Annotated in this window: 13 protein-coding genes; 9 read left to right on the top strand and 4 right to left on the bottom strand. The window is 33.8% G+C overall.

The window, feature by feature from the left end; all coding sequences use genetic code 11:
- The 8 genes from RM549_RS05610 to RM549_RS05575 form a co-directional block, all read left to right on the top strand.
- Nucleotides 1-988: AAA family ATPase (locus RM549_RS05610; RefSeq protein ID WP_311682638.1), on the top strand; the 988-nt coding region annotated here is incomplete at its 5' end.
- Nucleotides 989-1,606, top strand: a complete 618-nt coding sequence (locus tag RM549_RS05605) for an HNH endonuclease (protein ID WP_311682635.1) — start codon at nucleotides 989-991, stop codon at nucleotides 1,604-1,606.
- Between the two features lie 163 nt (nucleotides 1,607-1,769).
- The gene (locus RM549_RS05600) at nucleotides 1,770-2,759 is read left to right on the top strand and encodes a HEPN domain-containing protein (protein WP_311682633.1); all 990 of its coding nucleotides are present in this window, start codon (nucleotides 1,770-1,772) and stop codon (nucleotides 2,757-2,759) included.
- A gap of 143 nt (nucleotides 2,760-2,902) precedes the next feature.
- The gene (locus RM549_RS05595; RefSeq protein WP_311682631.1) at nucleotides 2,903-4,867 is read left to right on the top strand and encodes a hypothetical protein; all 1,965 of its coding nucleotides are present in this window, start codon (nucleotides 2,903-2,905) and stop codon (nucleotides 4,865-4,867) included.
- Between the two features lie 366 nt (nucleotides 4,868-5,233).
- The gene (locus RM549_RS05590) at nucleotides 5,234-5,458 is read left to right on the top strand and encodes a hypothetical protein (protein ID WP_311682629.1); all 225 of its coding nucleotides are present in this window, start codon (nucleotides 5,234-5,236) and stop codon (nucleotides 5,456-5,458) included.
- A gap of 169 nt (nucleotides 5,459-5,627) precedes the next feature.
- Nucleotides 5,628-6,431 carry a hypothetical protein gene (locus RM549_RS05585; protein WP_311682628.1) on the top strand — a complete coding sequence of 268 codons (804 nt, stop codon included), beginning with the start codon at nucleotides 5,628-5,630 and terminating at the stop codon, nucleotides 6,429-6,431.
- Between the two features lie 246 nt (nucleotides 6,432-6,677).
- Entirely contained in the window at nucleotides 6,678-9,941 is a 3,264-nt protein-coding gene (locus RM549_RS05580; RefSeq protein ID WP_311682626.1) for a type ISP restriction/modification enzyme, read from the top strand.
- A gap of 4 nt (nucleotides 9,942-9,945) precedes the next feature.
- Nucleotides 9,946-11,235: a hypothetical protein gene (locus RM549_RS05575; protein WP_311682624.1), complete on the top strand. Its 1,290-nt coding sequence runs from the start codon at nucleotides 9,946-9,948 to the stop codon at nucleotides 11,233-11,235.
- 161 nt (nucleotides 11,236-11,396) lie between these two features.
- Here RM549_RS05575 and RM549_RS05570 read toward each other — a convergent pair whose 3' ends face one another.
- From RM549_RS05570 to RM549_RS05555, 4 genes are all read right to left on the bottom strand, one after another.
- Entirely contained in the window at nucleotides 11,397-12,611 is a 1,215-nt protein-coding gene (locus tag RM549_RS05570) for a phage integrase SAM-like domain-containing protein (protein ID WP_311682623.1), read from the bottom strand.
- Nucleotides 12,612-12,863: 252 nt separating this feature from the next.
- A complete protein-coding gene (locus RM549_RS05565) occupies nucleotides 12,864-14,201 on the bottom strand; it encodes an MBL fold metallo-hydrolase (RefSeq protein ID WP_311682622.1) in 1,338 nt (445 codons plus the stop codon).
- Between the two features lie 263 nt (nucleotides 14,202-14,464).
- The gene (locus RM549_RS05560; RefSeq protein WP_311682620.1) at nucleotides 14,465-15,262 is read right to left on the bottom strand and encodes a sulfite exporter TauE/SafE family protein; all 798 of its coding nucleotides are present in this window, start codon (nucleotides 15,260-15,262) and stop codon (nucleotides 14,465-14,467) included.
- Nucleotides 15,263-15,341: 79 nt separating this feature from the next.
- Nucleotides 15,342-15,974 carry a Crp/Fnr family transcriptional regulator gene (locus RM549_RS05555; protein WP_311682650.1) on the bottom strand — a complete coding sequence of 211 codons (633 nt, stop codon included), beginning with the start codon at nucleotides 15,972-15,974 and terminating at the stop codon, nucleotides 15,342-15,344.
- Between the two features lie 521 nt (nucleotides 15,975-16,495).
- On the opposite strand from RM549_RS05555, the gene RM549_RS05550 reads away from it, so the two are divergent.
- The gene (locus tag RM549_RS05550) at nucleotides 16,496-16,960 is read left to right on the top strand and encodes a (2Fe-2S)-binding protein (protein WP_311682619.1); all 465 of its coding nucleotides are present in this window, start codon (nucleotides 16,496-16,498) and stop codon (nucleotides 16,958-16,960) included.
- The last annotated feature ends 5 nt before the right edge of the window (nucleotides 16,961-16,965 follow it).

Raw genomic sequence — 16,965 nt, 5'->3', positions numbered from 1 at the left:
CATACATGATAAATTTGAAATTAATCATCCTAATTTCGTTGTTTTAAGAGGTAGAACCGGACGCGGGCAAACAAAAAATGTTATAAAAACAGCTCTTAAATCAATGGATGAGGAAAAAAGCAAGAAATTAAATAATGCGTCTAAAGTTTTAGAATATGTTGGTTTTAATCCAATAATTGGATTAAAAATAGAAAAATTTCAGCCAGAAAAGATTGAATTATTAATGGACTCAGATGAAATACCTGAGTTTGATAAAGAGAGAATTAAATATTTACTTGAAAATTTAGAAAGGAATTATCATAATGATGTAATCTGGTTGGAAACATTTTCTAGCAATTTTTATCTCTTAGAGAAATTAAATTTGATTGAATTATTTCATTGGGAATCAAAATTAAAAAAATTTAAAATATTAAAAGAAATTAATGTTTATCTTCAAAAAAATGGTTCATCTTTTTCAATTTTAAATGCAAGTTCAGGAGAGTTATCTTTAATTACTTCTTTTATCTATCTTTCTACAATTATAGATGATGAAACGGTTGTTTTAATTGACGAACCAGAAAATAGTTTACACCCACTATGGCAAAAAGAATACGTTAAAACATTTTTAGATCTATTTTATTACTATCAACCAAAACTTATTATTGCTACACATTCACCTATTATAGTAAATGGAGCAGAGATTTTTAGTAAGAAAGTAGAAATTTTCAAGTTTGAAAATAATAGAGTTCTTCTACAAAAGAAAGAACCATTGAATTTAGAAGAAACCTATTATAGACTTTTTAATATTACAACCCCTGAAAATAGATTTCTATCAGATAGAGTTAATCGCCTATTAAATGCTCTAGGTGAAGAAAGAATGGACTATATGGATTTCCAAAGAAATATTCTTAAGCTGCAAGAAACCGCTTATGAACCAAAACAAATTGAAGTTCTGAATGAAATTTTAAAATTGGGAAAGGATATAAATTCGGAAAATAAAAAACAATAGATGATTTTTTCAAATGATGACCGTGAAAATATTCAAAGAGCTATTGATGAGGGAGGAAAAGTATGGGATAATAAAGCTCTTTTACCTTTAAAAGATAAAATTAAAACTTATTATCGAACGAATGGTGAAGAACAATGTTGCTATTGTAAAAAAAATTCACACGGTGAATTTAAAATGGTCTTAGATATAGAGCATATACTTCCAAAAGGAAATCTGAATTTTAAACATTTAACTTTTAGATTAGATAATTTAAATGTTGCTTGTAAAAGATGCAATATGAATATTAAAGGGCAAAAGATTGACTTCATCACCTCAATTCAAGATGTAACTGGAGACTATAGAAATTCTAATTATTACAAAATAATTCACCCAAATTTCGATAATTATTTTGACCATATTAAGTATTACTCTACCATAATAAACGATGAAAAACTTATTTATTATAAAGTCTTAAATAAAAGCCCAAAAGGTCAATTTACTTATAAATATTTCAAATTGAAGGAATTAGAAATTGACTCTTTCAATAAATCTCAAGGAATTAAGAATTTGAACTTTTTTCCAAAGAAATTTACCAATAGAATTCAAAGTCGTATAGATAAATTATTAAGTAAATTGTAGGAGTCAGTTGTCAAGAAGGGTTAATCGGTAATAGTCAGTAGCCTTAAAAAGAAAATATTTAATTTGACCGACAAACTAATACTAAGCCGACAAATCCGCGTTACTACTCCCGCCTTGCTATAACCGAAACCGTTATTTGCAAACATATTAAAACAATTCTCAAATGAAGAGAGATTTATTAAATGAAATAGCTTCAATAAAATCTAGAACAGAATATGATTCTCGTCATGATTTTAGTGCAAGACTAGACCAGATTGAATATGCATTTAAAGAAAATTTAAGTTATAATGGAGATTATAATACTGAACTCCTCAAATACATTCCTATCGCTACAGTTGCTTGCTTTGAAGCATTCTTTAGATCAGTTTATAAAGAACTAATTGATTTTGGCAAACCATTTAGTGATAATGTTTCAAATTTTAATCAAGCAAAAAATATAAAATTTGATTTTGAGATTGTAAATGCGATACAAACAAAAACTGTAACTACCGGAGAATTCATTTCGCATGTATTACCGTGCAACAATTTTAAAGATATAAATTCAAATATGTCCATTTTGATAGGAACAGATTTTATAAAGGAGTTGAAAATTTTTGAAAAAGAATCAGTTTTTCAAGAAATAAAAGTAACATCAGATGACTTTAAAAATAAAAGCCATAAGTTAATTTCAAGTATTCAAAAAGTATTTGAGTTAAGACATATATTTTGTCACGAGTTTGCCACGAACACTAATATTGATAAAGAAGAAATGTTTGAGTGCTTTAACCATTCAAAATTATTTTTAAACCAAACAAATAATTTTATTTGGGAATTACTATATCCTGGTTCTCCTGAAACTCAAACGGATATGAATATCCAATCCCATAAAGAATTTGAGCAAGTTGATCAAGAGTTGAGTGGTTTGATTTCCCTCATAAAAGAAACAGGTAAACAGGCTTATAGTCTAGGTATAAATGAAGATTTATTTGATAATTCAATTAAAGAATGGAAAAAATATCGAGCTTCAAAAGCTAAACTAGATGCATCAATTGCAGAAGGAGGCACCTTATATCCATTACTTTATACGAGCAGTTTAAAAGGAACAACTCAAGAAAAGATTGAAAGTCTAAAAAAGCGTTATGAAGTAGATTTACGTAAATATGCCAGCATCTAACAAAGATTAATCGCCAATAGACGGCAGCGTTAAAAAGAAAATAATTAACTTGATAAACAAACCAACACTAAGCCGATAAATCCGCGTCTCTTACTCAGCCAATTGGCGATAGGAGACCGTTGTGCGTAATTTTAAATATTTGAATGTCCAGTAAAAAATTAGAAAAGAAACTTCAAGGAGACATAAATTTTATTCCTTTCAATAAAGATTTTGATTATAATAAAATTTTGGAATATTTACAGAAAATTGAAATTTCCACAATTGATTTAGAACTCTCACAAATAGCTTTAAGTTCAATACACTTCAATCAATACTTCCAGACTTTTAGAAACTTATTTTTAAAATCATACAAGGGGAACGAACTTAATAAATCGACATATTTAGAAATTTTAATAACTCTAGCAAATAGAGATTATCATAAAGTTTCACGCAGGGCACAAGATTCATTTTCCAAGCAAGAAAAATTTAATTATGACAAGGCTACAAATAGTGTTTTAAAATCCTCAATTCCAGAATTAGGGAATATAAATGCGCAGGCTGGTCTAGAAGCTAATCACGATGGTTTAAATTCTGTTCTAAACCTTTTAAGACAAGAGGAAACAAAATATAATGGGGAGGTAATTAAGATTGAATTGGTAGAAAATTGCTTTAACTTATTATCCTTCTCAAATATATATGCGGTTATTAAAAGCGCGTATGATATGACAGTATGGGAAAATTACCGAATGAACATTGGTAATAAAGATAAACTTCTGCATATCACAAAACCAAAAAATAATATTCAGGAAGCAAATAAAATTGGTCAGTATCGTTTAGAACGAAATATGTTTTCCGCTAAACAAGTAATTGTTGCGAGTTACTTCGAAAAAAATTATTTCTATCAATACATTCTTGAAGAGTCATTACAAAAAAGAAAATCAAAGAAATTAAAAAAAGTAGAAATTCGAGAAGGATTTATTGAATTCAAGCTCGCTGATGGCAAAGAAAGTGATTCAATACTTCAGGAGAACTTACTTTACGCCGAATTAACCTCTTATTATTCTTTTATTAAAAATGAAAAACTCCCCAACCTTAGCAGTATCAAATTACACGATATAATTTTAATCTTTTCTGAGATAAGGTATTTATTCGATCAAGCCTACAAAACAGAAAAGTTAGAATTAGGAACATTAGAAACTAATTTCAATGCCTTCAAAATCAAAATTAGGAAAGCGAATTTAACAGACTATTTAAGAAGAAAAACAAATTTTTCGTCAATTCAGATAAAACATATCCTTCAACTATTTTGTCATACAGATAATTATTTCGATGTATGGGAAAAGCCCATTATAGAGAATAAAGGTATTTTATATCCAGTTTTACTACCTTTATTGAATTCCAACACTTTAAGGTTAATAGATTATTGGTTAGAACAAGGAGGTTTTGATTTAGATCTTAGAGGTGAGAAATTTGAGGTTCATATAAAAGAAATGCTGGAATATGAGTTGGAAAAAAAAGGTTTCAATTTTAATATTCCAAAGGTTAGTAATTTCAAAAACTCAAATGAGAAATTTGAAGAAATAGATTTAATACTAGAATTGAAAAATGTAGTTATGATTGCAGAAATTAAGTGCATCAAATATCCCTTCGATCCCCGCGATTTTCACAATAACTATAAGAGACTAAAACAAGCAGCTGAGCAAATAAAAAGAAAAACAGGTTTTTTAAAATCTAATAAAAATGAATTTAGTGATCAATTTGATTTTTCTAAAAAAATAATACAAACTATAATTACAAACTTTCCATTGTTTTCAGGCATATCTATAAATGATATACCTATAATAGATTTTTCGCTTTTAGAAAACTATTTTGTTACTGGAGCCTTACGGAAAGGACAAATGACAATTGAAGATAAAAAGATAGATTTTTCAAAAAAGCAGAATTCAATTATTTATTATAAAAATGAAGATGAATTATCGGATAACTTAAATAACTTCTTGAAAAATCCTGTACCTGTAGATATTAAAATGAAAGACATCTTTACTGAAGATACTCAATTAACAATAAATTCAGCTAAACCAAAAATTAAAATGGAATACTTAAAGTTTAAAGAAGAGAATATAATTTAAAACTACGCACAACCATCTTTCATCGCCAATAGCCGGTACCGTTAGAAAGAAAACAATTATCTTGACCAATAATACCAAAACTAAGCCGACAAATCTGCTTCCTTTACTTTGCCAACTGGCGAACCGTGACCTTTGAAGAAATACTTTATGGAAAGATTTTTATCAAGTTGGCAAAATAACTGATTAAAAAATAATCTAATTATAAAATGTAATGACCAACAATTTCAAAGCATCCATAATAAAAAGAAACCAAGAACAAAAAAATTTAAAAATTAAAATCACTCACAAAGATTATGAACACATTATTGAAATTGAAAGTAATTATTTAGGTCACAAACTATATCTGATTAATACAAAATTGGGGAGGTGAAATGGGGTAATGCAATAAAAGAATTCGTCCAAGGATCTACATTAGGATTTTTTAAAAACAGTGTGAAATTCAATTTTGAGATAGTTGAAAATAATATAAAATATAAAGCAAAATTAAAATTTAAAAGAGATACTTCGGGAGATTATTATGACATCCATTTAATAATAGATAATCACAAAATGCTGTATAAAGACGTTTCAAATTTCATAGAAAAAGAATAGAATAAATATCAGTACAACTTCCAACAAATAGGTTCACCGTAAATAAGTCGGCTATTGGGAAGAAAGTGTAATTTTAGAAATCAGGCAGGAAAATGGTTAATCCGACAATTCCGTACCCTTACTCCCGCATTGTGCACTAATCGAAACAATTTCTTGGTAAATTAAAAAAATGACAGACAAAGAACTATATAAAATAGCAGTAGAATTTCTAAGTTCCTTTAGCGAAGTAACAGATGAAATTTTATCCGAACATTTGAAATCAGAGTACAGCAAACCAAAGGATTTATCGAGAATTTATTACAGAATTTGTGAATCTGCCCAAAATAAGCAGATGAGTTCAAAGGTAATCGGTGGTTCAATAGGCGGACTTAGGAATTTAGATAAAATACTTTATGGTTTTGACCCAGTTAAAGTTGCTGAAACTTATTCAAAATCTGAAAAAGACAAACTGCTTGACCGAATAATTGAGATTTTAAATCCAAGAGGGCAAATTAGAAGAACCAGCAGAAGTATTTGGCCTCTTTACTGTCAATCAGTTATTGATGCAGCACATTTTCTTAGTTCTTTCAAAGACGTTGACGATTTTTATAAATGGACCGACTTTTTCGCTGAAGACTTTAGAGCTAAACCGGCATTGCCCCTTATGATTAGTTACGAAATTTCAGGAATGGGTTTTCCACTTGCTTGCGACTTTTTAAAAGAATTGGGGTTTTCTGAATATGGCAAACCAGATGTTCATTTAAAAGACATTTTTAAAGCTCTTAATTTAATTGAACAAAACGAAAAATCAGCAACTAAATTAGATTACCAAACATTTAAGGTAATAGACCGAATTGCAAAAGAAAATCATACAACAGTGTATTCTGTGGATAAGGTTTTTTGGCTTATAGGAAGTGGAAATTTCTATTTATCTGATCTAAAAATTGGAGGTCAGAAAAAAGCATTTATTGAAAAAATAAAAGATACTATTTAAATCAATTTCTCCGCTCAATTTTCACGTCACTAACCGGATTAGAAACTCTTGAGTGATTCTAAGCTAAGTATCAGGCAGGAAGATTTCTAGTAAATTAAAAAAATGAATTAACTAGGTCGTGTCATTTTTAGATGTTAACTCTGTTACATTTAAATAAAGTACGAAATTCAGGTTTGTAAGAATTTTATAAGTGTTTTAATTAATTTATCTTCACTTTTCTTTTCAAAAGCCTGATTTTATAAATACATGACAATAACCAACTATCTCGAAATAGTAAATTCTAGATATCAATCTGGCATTTCCAGAGAACATTCTTACCGAGCCGACTTAGAGAATTTACTTAGAAGTATCTTAACCAATATTGATATTACCAACGAACCAGCCAATGTCACGGACTGCGGAAACCCCGATTATGTCTTAACAAATGGCAAAATACCTATTGGTTATATTGAAGCCAAAGATGTTGGCAAAGACCTGAACTCCAAAGTTTATAAAGAGCAGTTTTCCCGCTATCGAAATGCCCTAGATAACCTCATTATTACCGATTATCTTTGGTTTCAGTTTTTCCAGAATGGCATATTGGTACACGAAATAAAATTGGCCGAAATTGAAAACGGAAAAATAGTCCCCATCCCTGAGAATTTTCAACAGTTTGAAAACCTTATCAAGAACTTTTGCAGCTTTATTGGGCAAACAATTAAATCGGCTAAAAGACTGGCCGAAATGATGGCCGCAAAAGCTCGCCTTCTGCAAAATATTCTGGAGAATGCAATTACTTCCGATGAGGAAACCCAGGAAAACACTTCATTACAGGGGCAATTTCATACGTTTAAGGAAATACTAATCCACGATCTTACCCCTAAAGGTTTTGCAGATATTTATGCACAAACCTTAGCTTACGGAATGTTTGCTGCCCGTTTACACGACCCGACTTTAAACGATTTTAGCAGGCAGGAAGCAGCCGAGCTTATCCCGAAATCAAACCCTTTTCTTCGGAAATTATTTGGCTATGTAGCCGGTCCCGATATAGATGCGCGTATCAAACCCACCGTAGATAACCTTGCCGATGTTTTTAGGGCTACCAATGTTGAACGACTGCTAAAAAACTTTGGAAAAAGTACCCAAACCCAGGATGCGATTATTCATTTTTATGAAACTTTCCTGGCAGAATACGACCCGAAACTTAGAAAAGCACGCGGCGTTTGGTACACGCCCGAACCTGTGGTAAAATTTATTGTTCGCGCAGTAGACGATGTTTTAAAAACCGAATTTAAGCTGCCACAAGGTTTAGCAGATACTTCTAAAACCAAAATAAAGGTAAACACTGATGTAGCCGATAAACGTTCTACAACAGGCTACAAACAAACCGAAAAAGAGGTTCATAAAGTTCAAATTTTGGATCCCGCAACCGGTACGGGAACGTTTTTGGCGGAAGTGGTGAACTATATCTACAGCAAGAAATTTAAAGCAATGCAGGGTGCGTGGAGTGGTTATGTAGAGCAACACTTAATTCCACGGCTGAATGGTTTTGAATTATTGATGGCTTCTTACGCAATGGCACATTTAAAACTGGAAATGTTGTTACGGGAAACCGGTTATAAAGAAGATAGCACACAACGTCTCAACGTTTATCTAACAAATTCATTAGAAGAACACCATAAAGACACCGGTACACTTTTCTCCAACTGGCTGAGTACCGAAGCTAATGAAGCTAATCATATTAAACGTGATACTCCGGTAATGTGTGTGATTGGAAATCCACCGTATTCCGGAATTTCTTCTAATAACGGAAAGTGGATTGCAGACTTAATCGAAGATTATAAATATGTAGATGGCGAACATTTTAACGAACGCAAACACTGGTTAAATGACGATTATGTTAAGTTTATGCGTTACGGGCAACATTTTATAGAGAAAAATGGAGAAGGAATTTTAGCTTTTATCAACCCGCACGGCTTTTTAGACAATCCTACGTTTAGAGGAATGCGTTGGAATTTACTTAAAACCTACGATAAAATTTATACGATAGATCTCCACGGAAATGCTAAAAAGAAAGAGACCGCTCCAGATGGCAATAAAGACGAAAATGTTTTTGATATAATGCAAGGGGTTTCCATTAATATTTTGATAAAAACTGGGCAGAAAAAAACCAACCAATTAGGACAAGTATATCATTATGATTGCTATGGAAAACGCAACGACAAATATGATTTTTTAGCTAATAATAATCTAAAGGATATTGTATTTGAAAACTTGAACTATACCCAACCATATTATTTCTTTGTACCTACCAATGAAGAAGGAAGGAAGAAATATGAGGCAGGTTTTAGTTTTAGTAAAATATTCTTAAAAAATGTTTCTGGTATTGTTACAGCAAGGGATTCAGTGGTCACCGATTTTTCCCAAGAGTCATTGCTAGAACGAATTAGGAAATTTGCAAATGATAAATATTCGGATTCAGAAATAAGAACCTATCTATTTCCGAATAAGAAAGACGGAAAATATTTAGCAGGTGATTCCAGAGGTTGGAAACTATCTGAAGCTCGAAAAAAAGTCACAAATAATAATCATTTGAATTTGATTAAGGATTTTAATTATCGTCCTTTCGATACAAGAAAAATTTACTATTCACCTTCAATGGTGGATTGGGGCAGAGAAGTTTATATGCAACATTTTTTAAGAGGTGAAAATGTTGGCATTATTTTACCTAAGCAAGTTCCTGACAAAGAAAATGCAGGTGCTTTTTTAACTCGTATTCTTTCGGGACATAAAACTTGTAGTGCGTATAATATAAACAATATTTTCCCGCTCTACCTATATCCCGAAACCACCAAGCAACAAAGCACCGAAACCCGGGCGGAGCGTATGCCTAATCTAGATCCAAAAATACTTGCTAAAATTGAAGAAAGTTTGGGGTTAGATTTTGTGCCGGAGGTGGAAGATGACAATGTTTGTTTGGCAAATTCAGGGGAAGTCCGCGGTGATTTTCGCAGCACTTTCGCGCCCATACATTTGCTGGATTATATCTATGCGATTTTACATTCCCCCACCTATCGCGAAACCTATAAGGAGTTTTTAAAAATAGATTTCCCAAGGGTTCCTTACCCGAAAGACCAGGAAGAATTTTGGAAGTTGGTAAAATTAGGCGGCGAGCTTCGCCAAATTCATTTACTGGAAAGCCATAAATCCGAAGAATTTATTACTACTTATCCCGTAGATGGCGATAATATAATTACCCGGAAAATAACGAAAACCAGTCCGGGTTTTGAATTAACCAATCCGGATGAAAAAACCGGAAAAGTCTGGATAAACGATGAGCAATATTTTGATAAAGTACCGGAGATTGCCTGGGAGTTTTATATAGGCGGTTACCAACCCGCTCAAAAATGGCTTAAAGACCGAAAAGGCCGTGAATTAAAGTTTGAAGACCTATTGCATTATCAAAAGATAATTGTGGCTCTTACAGAGACGGATAGGCTTATGAAAGAAATAGATAATATTAAAATTTGAGAAGGTGGAAATCGAAAAGTTTGATACGCAATTTGCTTCCCTGAATGGAAAAGATATTTATATTCAAAATGCGGAAAGCGGCAGGAGAGGGTATACTTGTATTGGATGCCAACGACCATTAGAAGCTGTTAGAAGACGAAAAAATCCAAACCACAAATCCTATTTTAGACATATAGTTGATTCAAAAGAAAAAGATAATTTCAAATGTGATTTTAATGTTAGAAGATATCTAGAAAGACTTGTCGAAAAAATTATAATAAAACAAGGCTCTATATTGGTTCCTCCGGTAATAAAATATCCAGACTCTGGTTCTTATGAACCTCCCTTATTACTTCAGGAGGCAAAAAATATTACCTCGAAAATAATTAAAGCACAACAAACTTTTTTTATAGATGAAAATGGAAAAATACAGTCTGGAGCTAAAGCAGGAGCTCAAAAAAAGAACTACTACATAAGACCGGATTTAACCTTCTATGACGATAATGGCGATCCTAAATTATTTATTGAGATTGTTTTTACCCACCCAATAGATGATGAAAAAAAATCGAAATTAATCCATATTGGTATAGATACCATTAGGATCGATCTACCAGTCGTGGATAGGGAGAAATTAAAAGAGCTTATTGAACTAGGAGAAAACACTAATTGGGTTTTTAATAATGAAGAATTCTACACCGATTACTTATCAATTACCAATACAGGTAGAAAAGAACTACACTCACTTGCAGAAAAGCAAAGAGAGTTTCAGCAGGAATCTTTCAATTGCCGAGCAGGAAGAATTAGAGAGCTTATACGAACAATTGAACAATTTTTGGAATCAGATACATTTAAAGAAATTGAAAACCAGCTTAGATCAGAAGTTGAAAGAGTTGGAAGACTTGCAGAATCAGCAAAATCAGGATTGGCAGAAATGGAAGAAGAAGAAAAAAGAGGTTTATATTCTGAATTTGAACAAGAGGAAAAAAAACTTGAAGAATCTGAATCAAGAGAACAAGCAGCTTCAGCAGAACTTAAATGTAGATATTATGACCTGGAAGACAGATATTCACGAAAGGCAGAAGAACTTGGAGAAGAGGAGTCTGCAATTCGAAGAAGGGAGCGAGATGTATTTGGAGCTGAAAACCCTTTTGAAAGCTTACCAAGACGTACAGCTGGGTTGGAGAATGATATCCAGCGACTCAAAAACCAAGGAAAAGTCCAAGAAGGACAAACGATCCAGATTGGCCCAGAAGAAAGAGGAATTGATGAACAACTGGAGGAATTTAATAGAATTGAAACCAGACTTGGACTATAGACAGCGTATTATACTTTATGACGAAATGAGAAATAGTGAATTTTGCCGACAGCACGGTATTTTGTATAAATATAACCAGATATAAACTAAACTACTCGAGGAAAGGTTGGCATTTAACGGGAGCTTATAAAAAATAGGGTAGGAGTTGGGCTTTAAGATTTTCAAAAATCTACCACACTATTTAAAGCTTTATCGGTCTCCTGGCTTATAAAATAGGATTGGTACATCATAGTCGTGGTGACAGAAGAATGTCTATATAATTGTTGGAGCATTTGAACTGGAATTTTATCTCCTGCAATATTTCCAAAGCTATGTCGGGCAATGTGCATTGTTAATTTCTTAGTTATACCGGCTTTGATCGCTACTTCAGTTAAACGAGAGTTTAGCCATTTATTAGCATTTTTGGCTTTTGCATAAAGCTGCTTTTCGTCACTGGGATCTACAACCTTTAGTTCGGGGAAAATAAAATCATTATCAGATCCCTTATCATTAATATAATCTTTAAGGATCGCGTGAATCTTTTCAGGTAGCTGGAGAGAAACCAATTTAGAATTTTTATTCATGGTATAATGAAGTCGGTTGTCGTAAATATCACTCCAGCGAATTTTTAATACATCAGATACTCTAATTCCCGCCAGATAGAAACTAAAGAGCCATATATTCCTGGCGTGGTATTCTTCATCTGTAAGCTCAGTTAGTTTTTCTATGCTTTGAATTTCTTGTATAGTTAAGCCAATTTTTCTAGTCTCGGGATATTTAATCTTAATTTTATCTTTCCCGAAGGGATAAAACTTCCTATCTATGAGACCTTGTCTAATAGCTTTATTAAATAAGAGACGAATTAATACAAGATGGTTAACTATAGTCCTTTCAGATAATTTCTTAGAATTTTTTAAAAAGTTCATATATTTTCTAAGAAAATTCTCATCGAGATCCTGAAAAGATAACTGTCGGGATTTTACAAATGTTGCAATATGTCCAATGTAGGCTTTGTCTACTGTTAACCGGCCAAATTTGTTGTTAGCTTTAATTTCTTCTAAGTGTGCGTCTGCGATATCAAAGAAATTTTTATCAGAATTTAAAAAGAGAATGTCTTTTTTTATTTGAGCTGCAGAGAAATCTTTTCCTTCAGCCTGCAGCTGTAAAAGAAATCTATTAGTCTCTGCTAACTTGGTAAGTAAAAGGTAATTTAAACGAGCAGCGTTAGGATGAGATTTTTTTACAATACTTTTCTCATTATCCCAATAATTTAAAGTGATATAATGACCTATATAAAGATAAGAAGATTTCCTAAATTTGGTTATTCGGATTGCCAAAGGGTATTGGCCTTTTTTATTAGGTTTTTTTCGAAGGGTTATTGATGCACTGGACTTCATAACAATCTGATATTTACCTAATAAAGATAATTATTTTTGGTACAACATAGGTACAACATTTGGTGATTTCATATGTAATCATTTGAAATTAAATGACACTAAAAAATTTATAACTAATTGATTTTGAGATGTTTTGGGTTATTTTGTAACATAATTTTAACAACTTAGGATCTAGTGCAGCAATGTGTGGAGGTTCGAGTCCTCTCGCCCGCACCAAAGCAAAAGCCGACTTTAACGAGTCGGCTTTTTTGTTTAGTTAAAATCCTGGATGGCCTCACTAAGGTCAAAAACCTTCTGGTCTTTAAATTTGTTCTCCAGAATGCTGCTTCCGGCCGCAGAGCGGTATCCGCCGGCACAATGCACCACAAATGGCTTATCTTTTGGAAGCTCATCTGCACGGTCTCTTAATTCGTTTAACGGAATTCCTATGGCATCATCAAAGATCTTTCCTTCTGCGAGTTCACTTTCGTTTCTAATATCTACAATGGTATATTTATCTTTGTTACTTTTAAAGTCTTCAAGATTAAAGTTATCAGACTTTTTGGAAACCTTCTCACTCAGCGTGATCACTCCTTTCATTTGTTTTTCATAACCAATCTTGGCTGTTCTTTCCAATAGCTCATCAATATCTTCTACGGAACTTACCGCCAGGTAAAAAGGCTCGTTTGGCTCAATAATCGCTCCTAACCAGGTTTCATATTTATCCCCTTCTGTTCTTGACATAATGTTGATGCTGTTAGGGAGATGTCCTTTTTTATAGGCCTCCTCATTTCTCGCATCTACGACTGTTATTCCGTCTTCAACTTCATTGGTAGCTATTTGTAGCGGTACGCGGTATTTTTCCTGCTGTACGTTCCCGGCACCGTTACGATTAAGATCTACATTAAATCCAAAGTAAGAAGGAATAAACGGCTGATCCTTCAGGATCTCCTCTACAAATTCTTCTTCACTCTGTTCTTTAAATGCCCAATTGCCCATGCGTTCATCCCTTAAAGTACTGGAAGGAGAATCGCTCATGTTCTTTCCACATAAAGATCCGGCACCATGCGCAGGGTAAACAAGAGCTTCATCGGGAAGATCGTTAAATTTAGTCTGCATGGTATGGTACATTGCTTTTGCAAGTTCCATTCGCTTTGCTTTCATATTACCAGCCTTTTCACGAAGATCGGGACGACCTACGTTTCCAATAAATAATGTATCTCCTGTGAATAATACGGTTTTACCATCTTCTTCGGCCACAAAAGTTAAACTATCTGGCGAGTGTCCCGGTGTGTGTAAAGGACGAATATTAATTTTGCCAATTTTCACGCGCTGTCCCTCATCAAAAGGTTCATGGGGATAACTTACTCCTACCTTTTCGCTCACATAAATAGTTGCACCTGTTTCGTTGTGAATCTGTAAATGTCCGCTTACAAAATCGGCATGAGGATGGGTTTCAAAAACTGCTACTATTTTGGCATTTTGCTCTTCTGCAAATTTATAATACTGCCTGGGGTTTCTGCCGGGATCAACTAAGGCCATTTCTCCTTTACTTACAATAGCATAAGAATAATGTGCTAATGGTTCGTCTTTAAATTGTTCTATTTTCATTTTTGCTTTTATTTCAACTTTAAAAATGGATTTTAAGCTTTTTTCTTTTCTTGATTTTACTAAAGTAAAAATACTTTCATTTACCGGATTACGCAGTAACATTTGTTACACAGTCTACCGGTTCATTGAGTTTCAACATAGATTTATATTACATTAAGCATCATCGTAATGCGAGCAGCAGATATCCACGGGCAACTTGAATCTCATCCCGAATTGTTTCTGGAAAAAGAGGCACTTTCTAAATCTTCAGTTACCATCATTCCCTAAAACATTTCTTTCCAGATGATATAAATACCCATGACTAAAACAAACCAGCCGAAACCTTTTTTAAGCTTTTCGCCATCAATAAATTTATTCAGGTATCCACCCAGGAAAATACCCAGGATGGATAAGCCTGTAAATATCAGCAGGAAAACCCAGTCTATTTCAAGATTCTGGACATCGCCAAGAAATCCTATAAGGGATTTTACCGCAATAATAAGCAGGGAAGTGGCCACTGCCTTTTTCATCGGCAATTTTGCAAGTAGTACCAGGGCCGGGATGATCAGGAATCCTCCACCGGCACCCACAATACCTGTAAGCACACCCACAACTATACCCTCAATTATAATTAGCGGAAAATTGTATTTTACTTTAGTCTCCATCTTTACTTCTTTGCCGTTATCCCTAATCATGGAGATAGAGGCCACCACCATAATAACTGCAAAAAAAAGCATGATCCCAATACCTTTGGTTATCTCAAAATTTCCTATGGTCACCATCTGTTCGGGAATGGCAGGAAGAAGATATTTTCGGGTGCTGTAAACCGCTATAAAAGCCGGTATGGAAAAAACCGTCGCCGTACGAAAATCCACCAGTTCCTTTTTAACGTAATTCCCTGCTCCAATAAGGGAGGAGGTGCCAACAATAAAAAGCGAATATGCAGTGGCTGTAACGGGATTTATGGAAAGCAGGTAAACCAGCACCGGCACGGTTAAAATTGAACCGCCACCACCAATAAGACCAAGTACAACTCCAATGATCAAAGCGCCAAGATATCCAAGGAGATCTAATATATCCAAAGTTTCATTTATTTAATTTGACGCAAAAGTAACCTGCGACCACATCCTGTGCAGTAACAAAAGTTACATACAGGACAGGCTAAAGATCCAGCACTTTTATTTGATTTCGTTGCAAAATGATCTTCTTGTCCATTTCCAGTTTTTTCAGGATCCTGGAAATAACAACCCTTGAGGTGTTGAGATCGTATGCGATTTGCTGATGTGTGACCTGTAATTCTTCAGACTGATTAATCTTGGCTTTATCCTGAAGATAACGTAGCAGGCGTTGGTCCATATGCATAAAAGCAATAGTGTCTATCGTCTGCAGCATTTCAGAAAGACGTGACTGATAGCTTTCAAACACAAAATTACGCCAGGTCTTATATTTTGCCGTCCAGTCTTCAATCTTTCCAATGGGAATCATAATAATAACGGTATCTTTTTCAGCAACAGCCCTTATCTCACTGCGGGTTTGTCCAAGACAGCAGGAAAGGGTAAGGGCACAGGTGTCCCCCCGCTCCAGGAAATAAAGTAACAATTCATTACCTTCATTATCCTCTCTCAGGATCTTTATCGCCCCTTCAAGAAGCAGAGGCATGGCGGTAATATAGTCGTTAATATCCAGGATCACCTCACCCTCCCTGACAGATTTCAAAGTTCCGGATTCGGAAATTTCCCGAATAAGTTCCTCTTCAAAAATAAACCCATAGGCCTCCTTCAGCTCTTTTAGCATACCCTGTACCTTTAAGAAAGTCAAGTTAATATTTAAATTGAAATTTCCTGAAGCTCATTGAGTATTTTTACTTTGTCATCTTAACTGAAGGTCGAAAATTGCAATTTTGAGAGGGTGATATTCTGAAGAAGAACATTAAGAAGCCTTCTGCTCTTGTCGCAACTTTAAATTCTGAAGGTATTGTAGTACTTTTTTCCTCTTTTCACTTCTTACCTCTTTACCTAACTTAACTGAAGGCCGAAAATTGACATTTTAAGTAGGTGGCTCACATTATACTAAAGATCAAACTTCAAAAGAATATTTGCTTCACAAAAAACCTTTAAAATTTTCTATTTAAAAGCCTTTTCTGTAATCTTTTCTTAAATTTAAGGGGAGGTCGTCTGTAGATGTTTCTAAAATTCTAATTAAATATTTATTTCAGCAGGTTCACTTAATAAAGGAATTTTAATTTTCAGGCAATTATAAAAGTGTTGGCGGAGGGGTGGGAATAAATTAAGACATAAAGACAACTTAGAAATAATATGAAGACTTTGATTACCCTTACCGTTAACGGAAATAAGCACGAGGTAAATGTAGATCCCCAAACGCCATTGCTTTATGTGCTTAGAAATAACCTGGAACTTAACGGACCCAAATTTGGCTGCGGATTATCACAATGCGGTGCCTGTATGGTCTTGTTTGATGGAAAAGCTAATCCCTCCTGCCTTATTACAGTAGAGCGTGCTGCCGAAATGAAAATCACCACTCTTGAAGGTTTGGCAGACAAAAATGGAAACCTGCACAAGGTCCAGCAGGCATTTATTGATGAACAGGCGGCACAGTGCGGTTATTGCCTTAATGGCCTGGTAATAGCTTCCGTCGGACTATTAAATGAAAAGCCAAATCCTTCAGATGAGGAAATTCAGGCAGGATTATACCGAAATATTTGCCGCTGTGGCGTACATGCCCGGGTAATAAGGGCAGTTAAAAAAGCTTCTGCTCAATAATTTTA

Origin of the sequence: Autumnicola patrickiae (assembly GCF_031846525.1) — a bacterium.
Classification (GTDB): Bacteria; Bacteroidota; Bacteroidia; order Flavobacteriales; family Flavobacteriaceae; genus Autumnicola; species Autumnicola patrickiae.
This window is presented reverse-complemented; position numbering and strand designations above follow the sequence as displayed.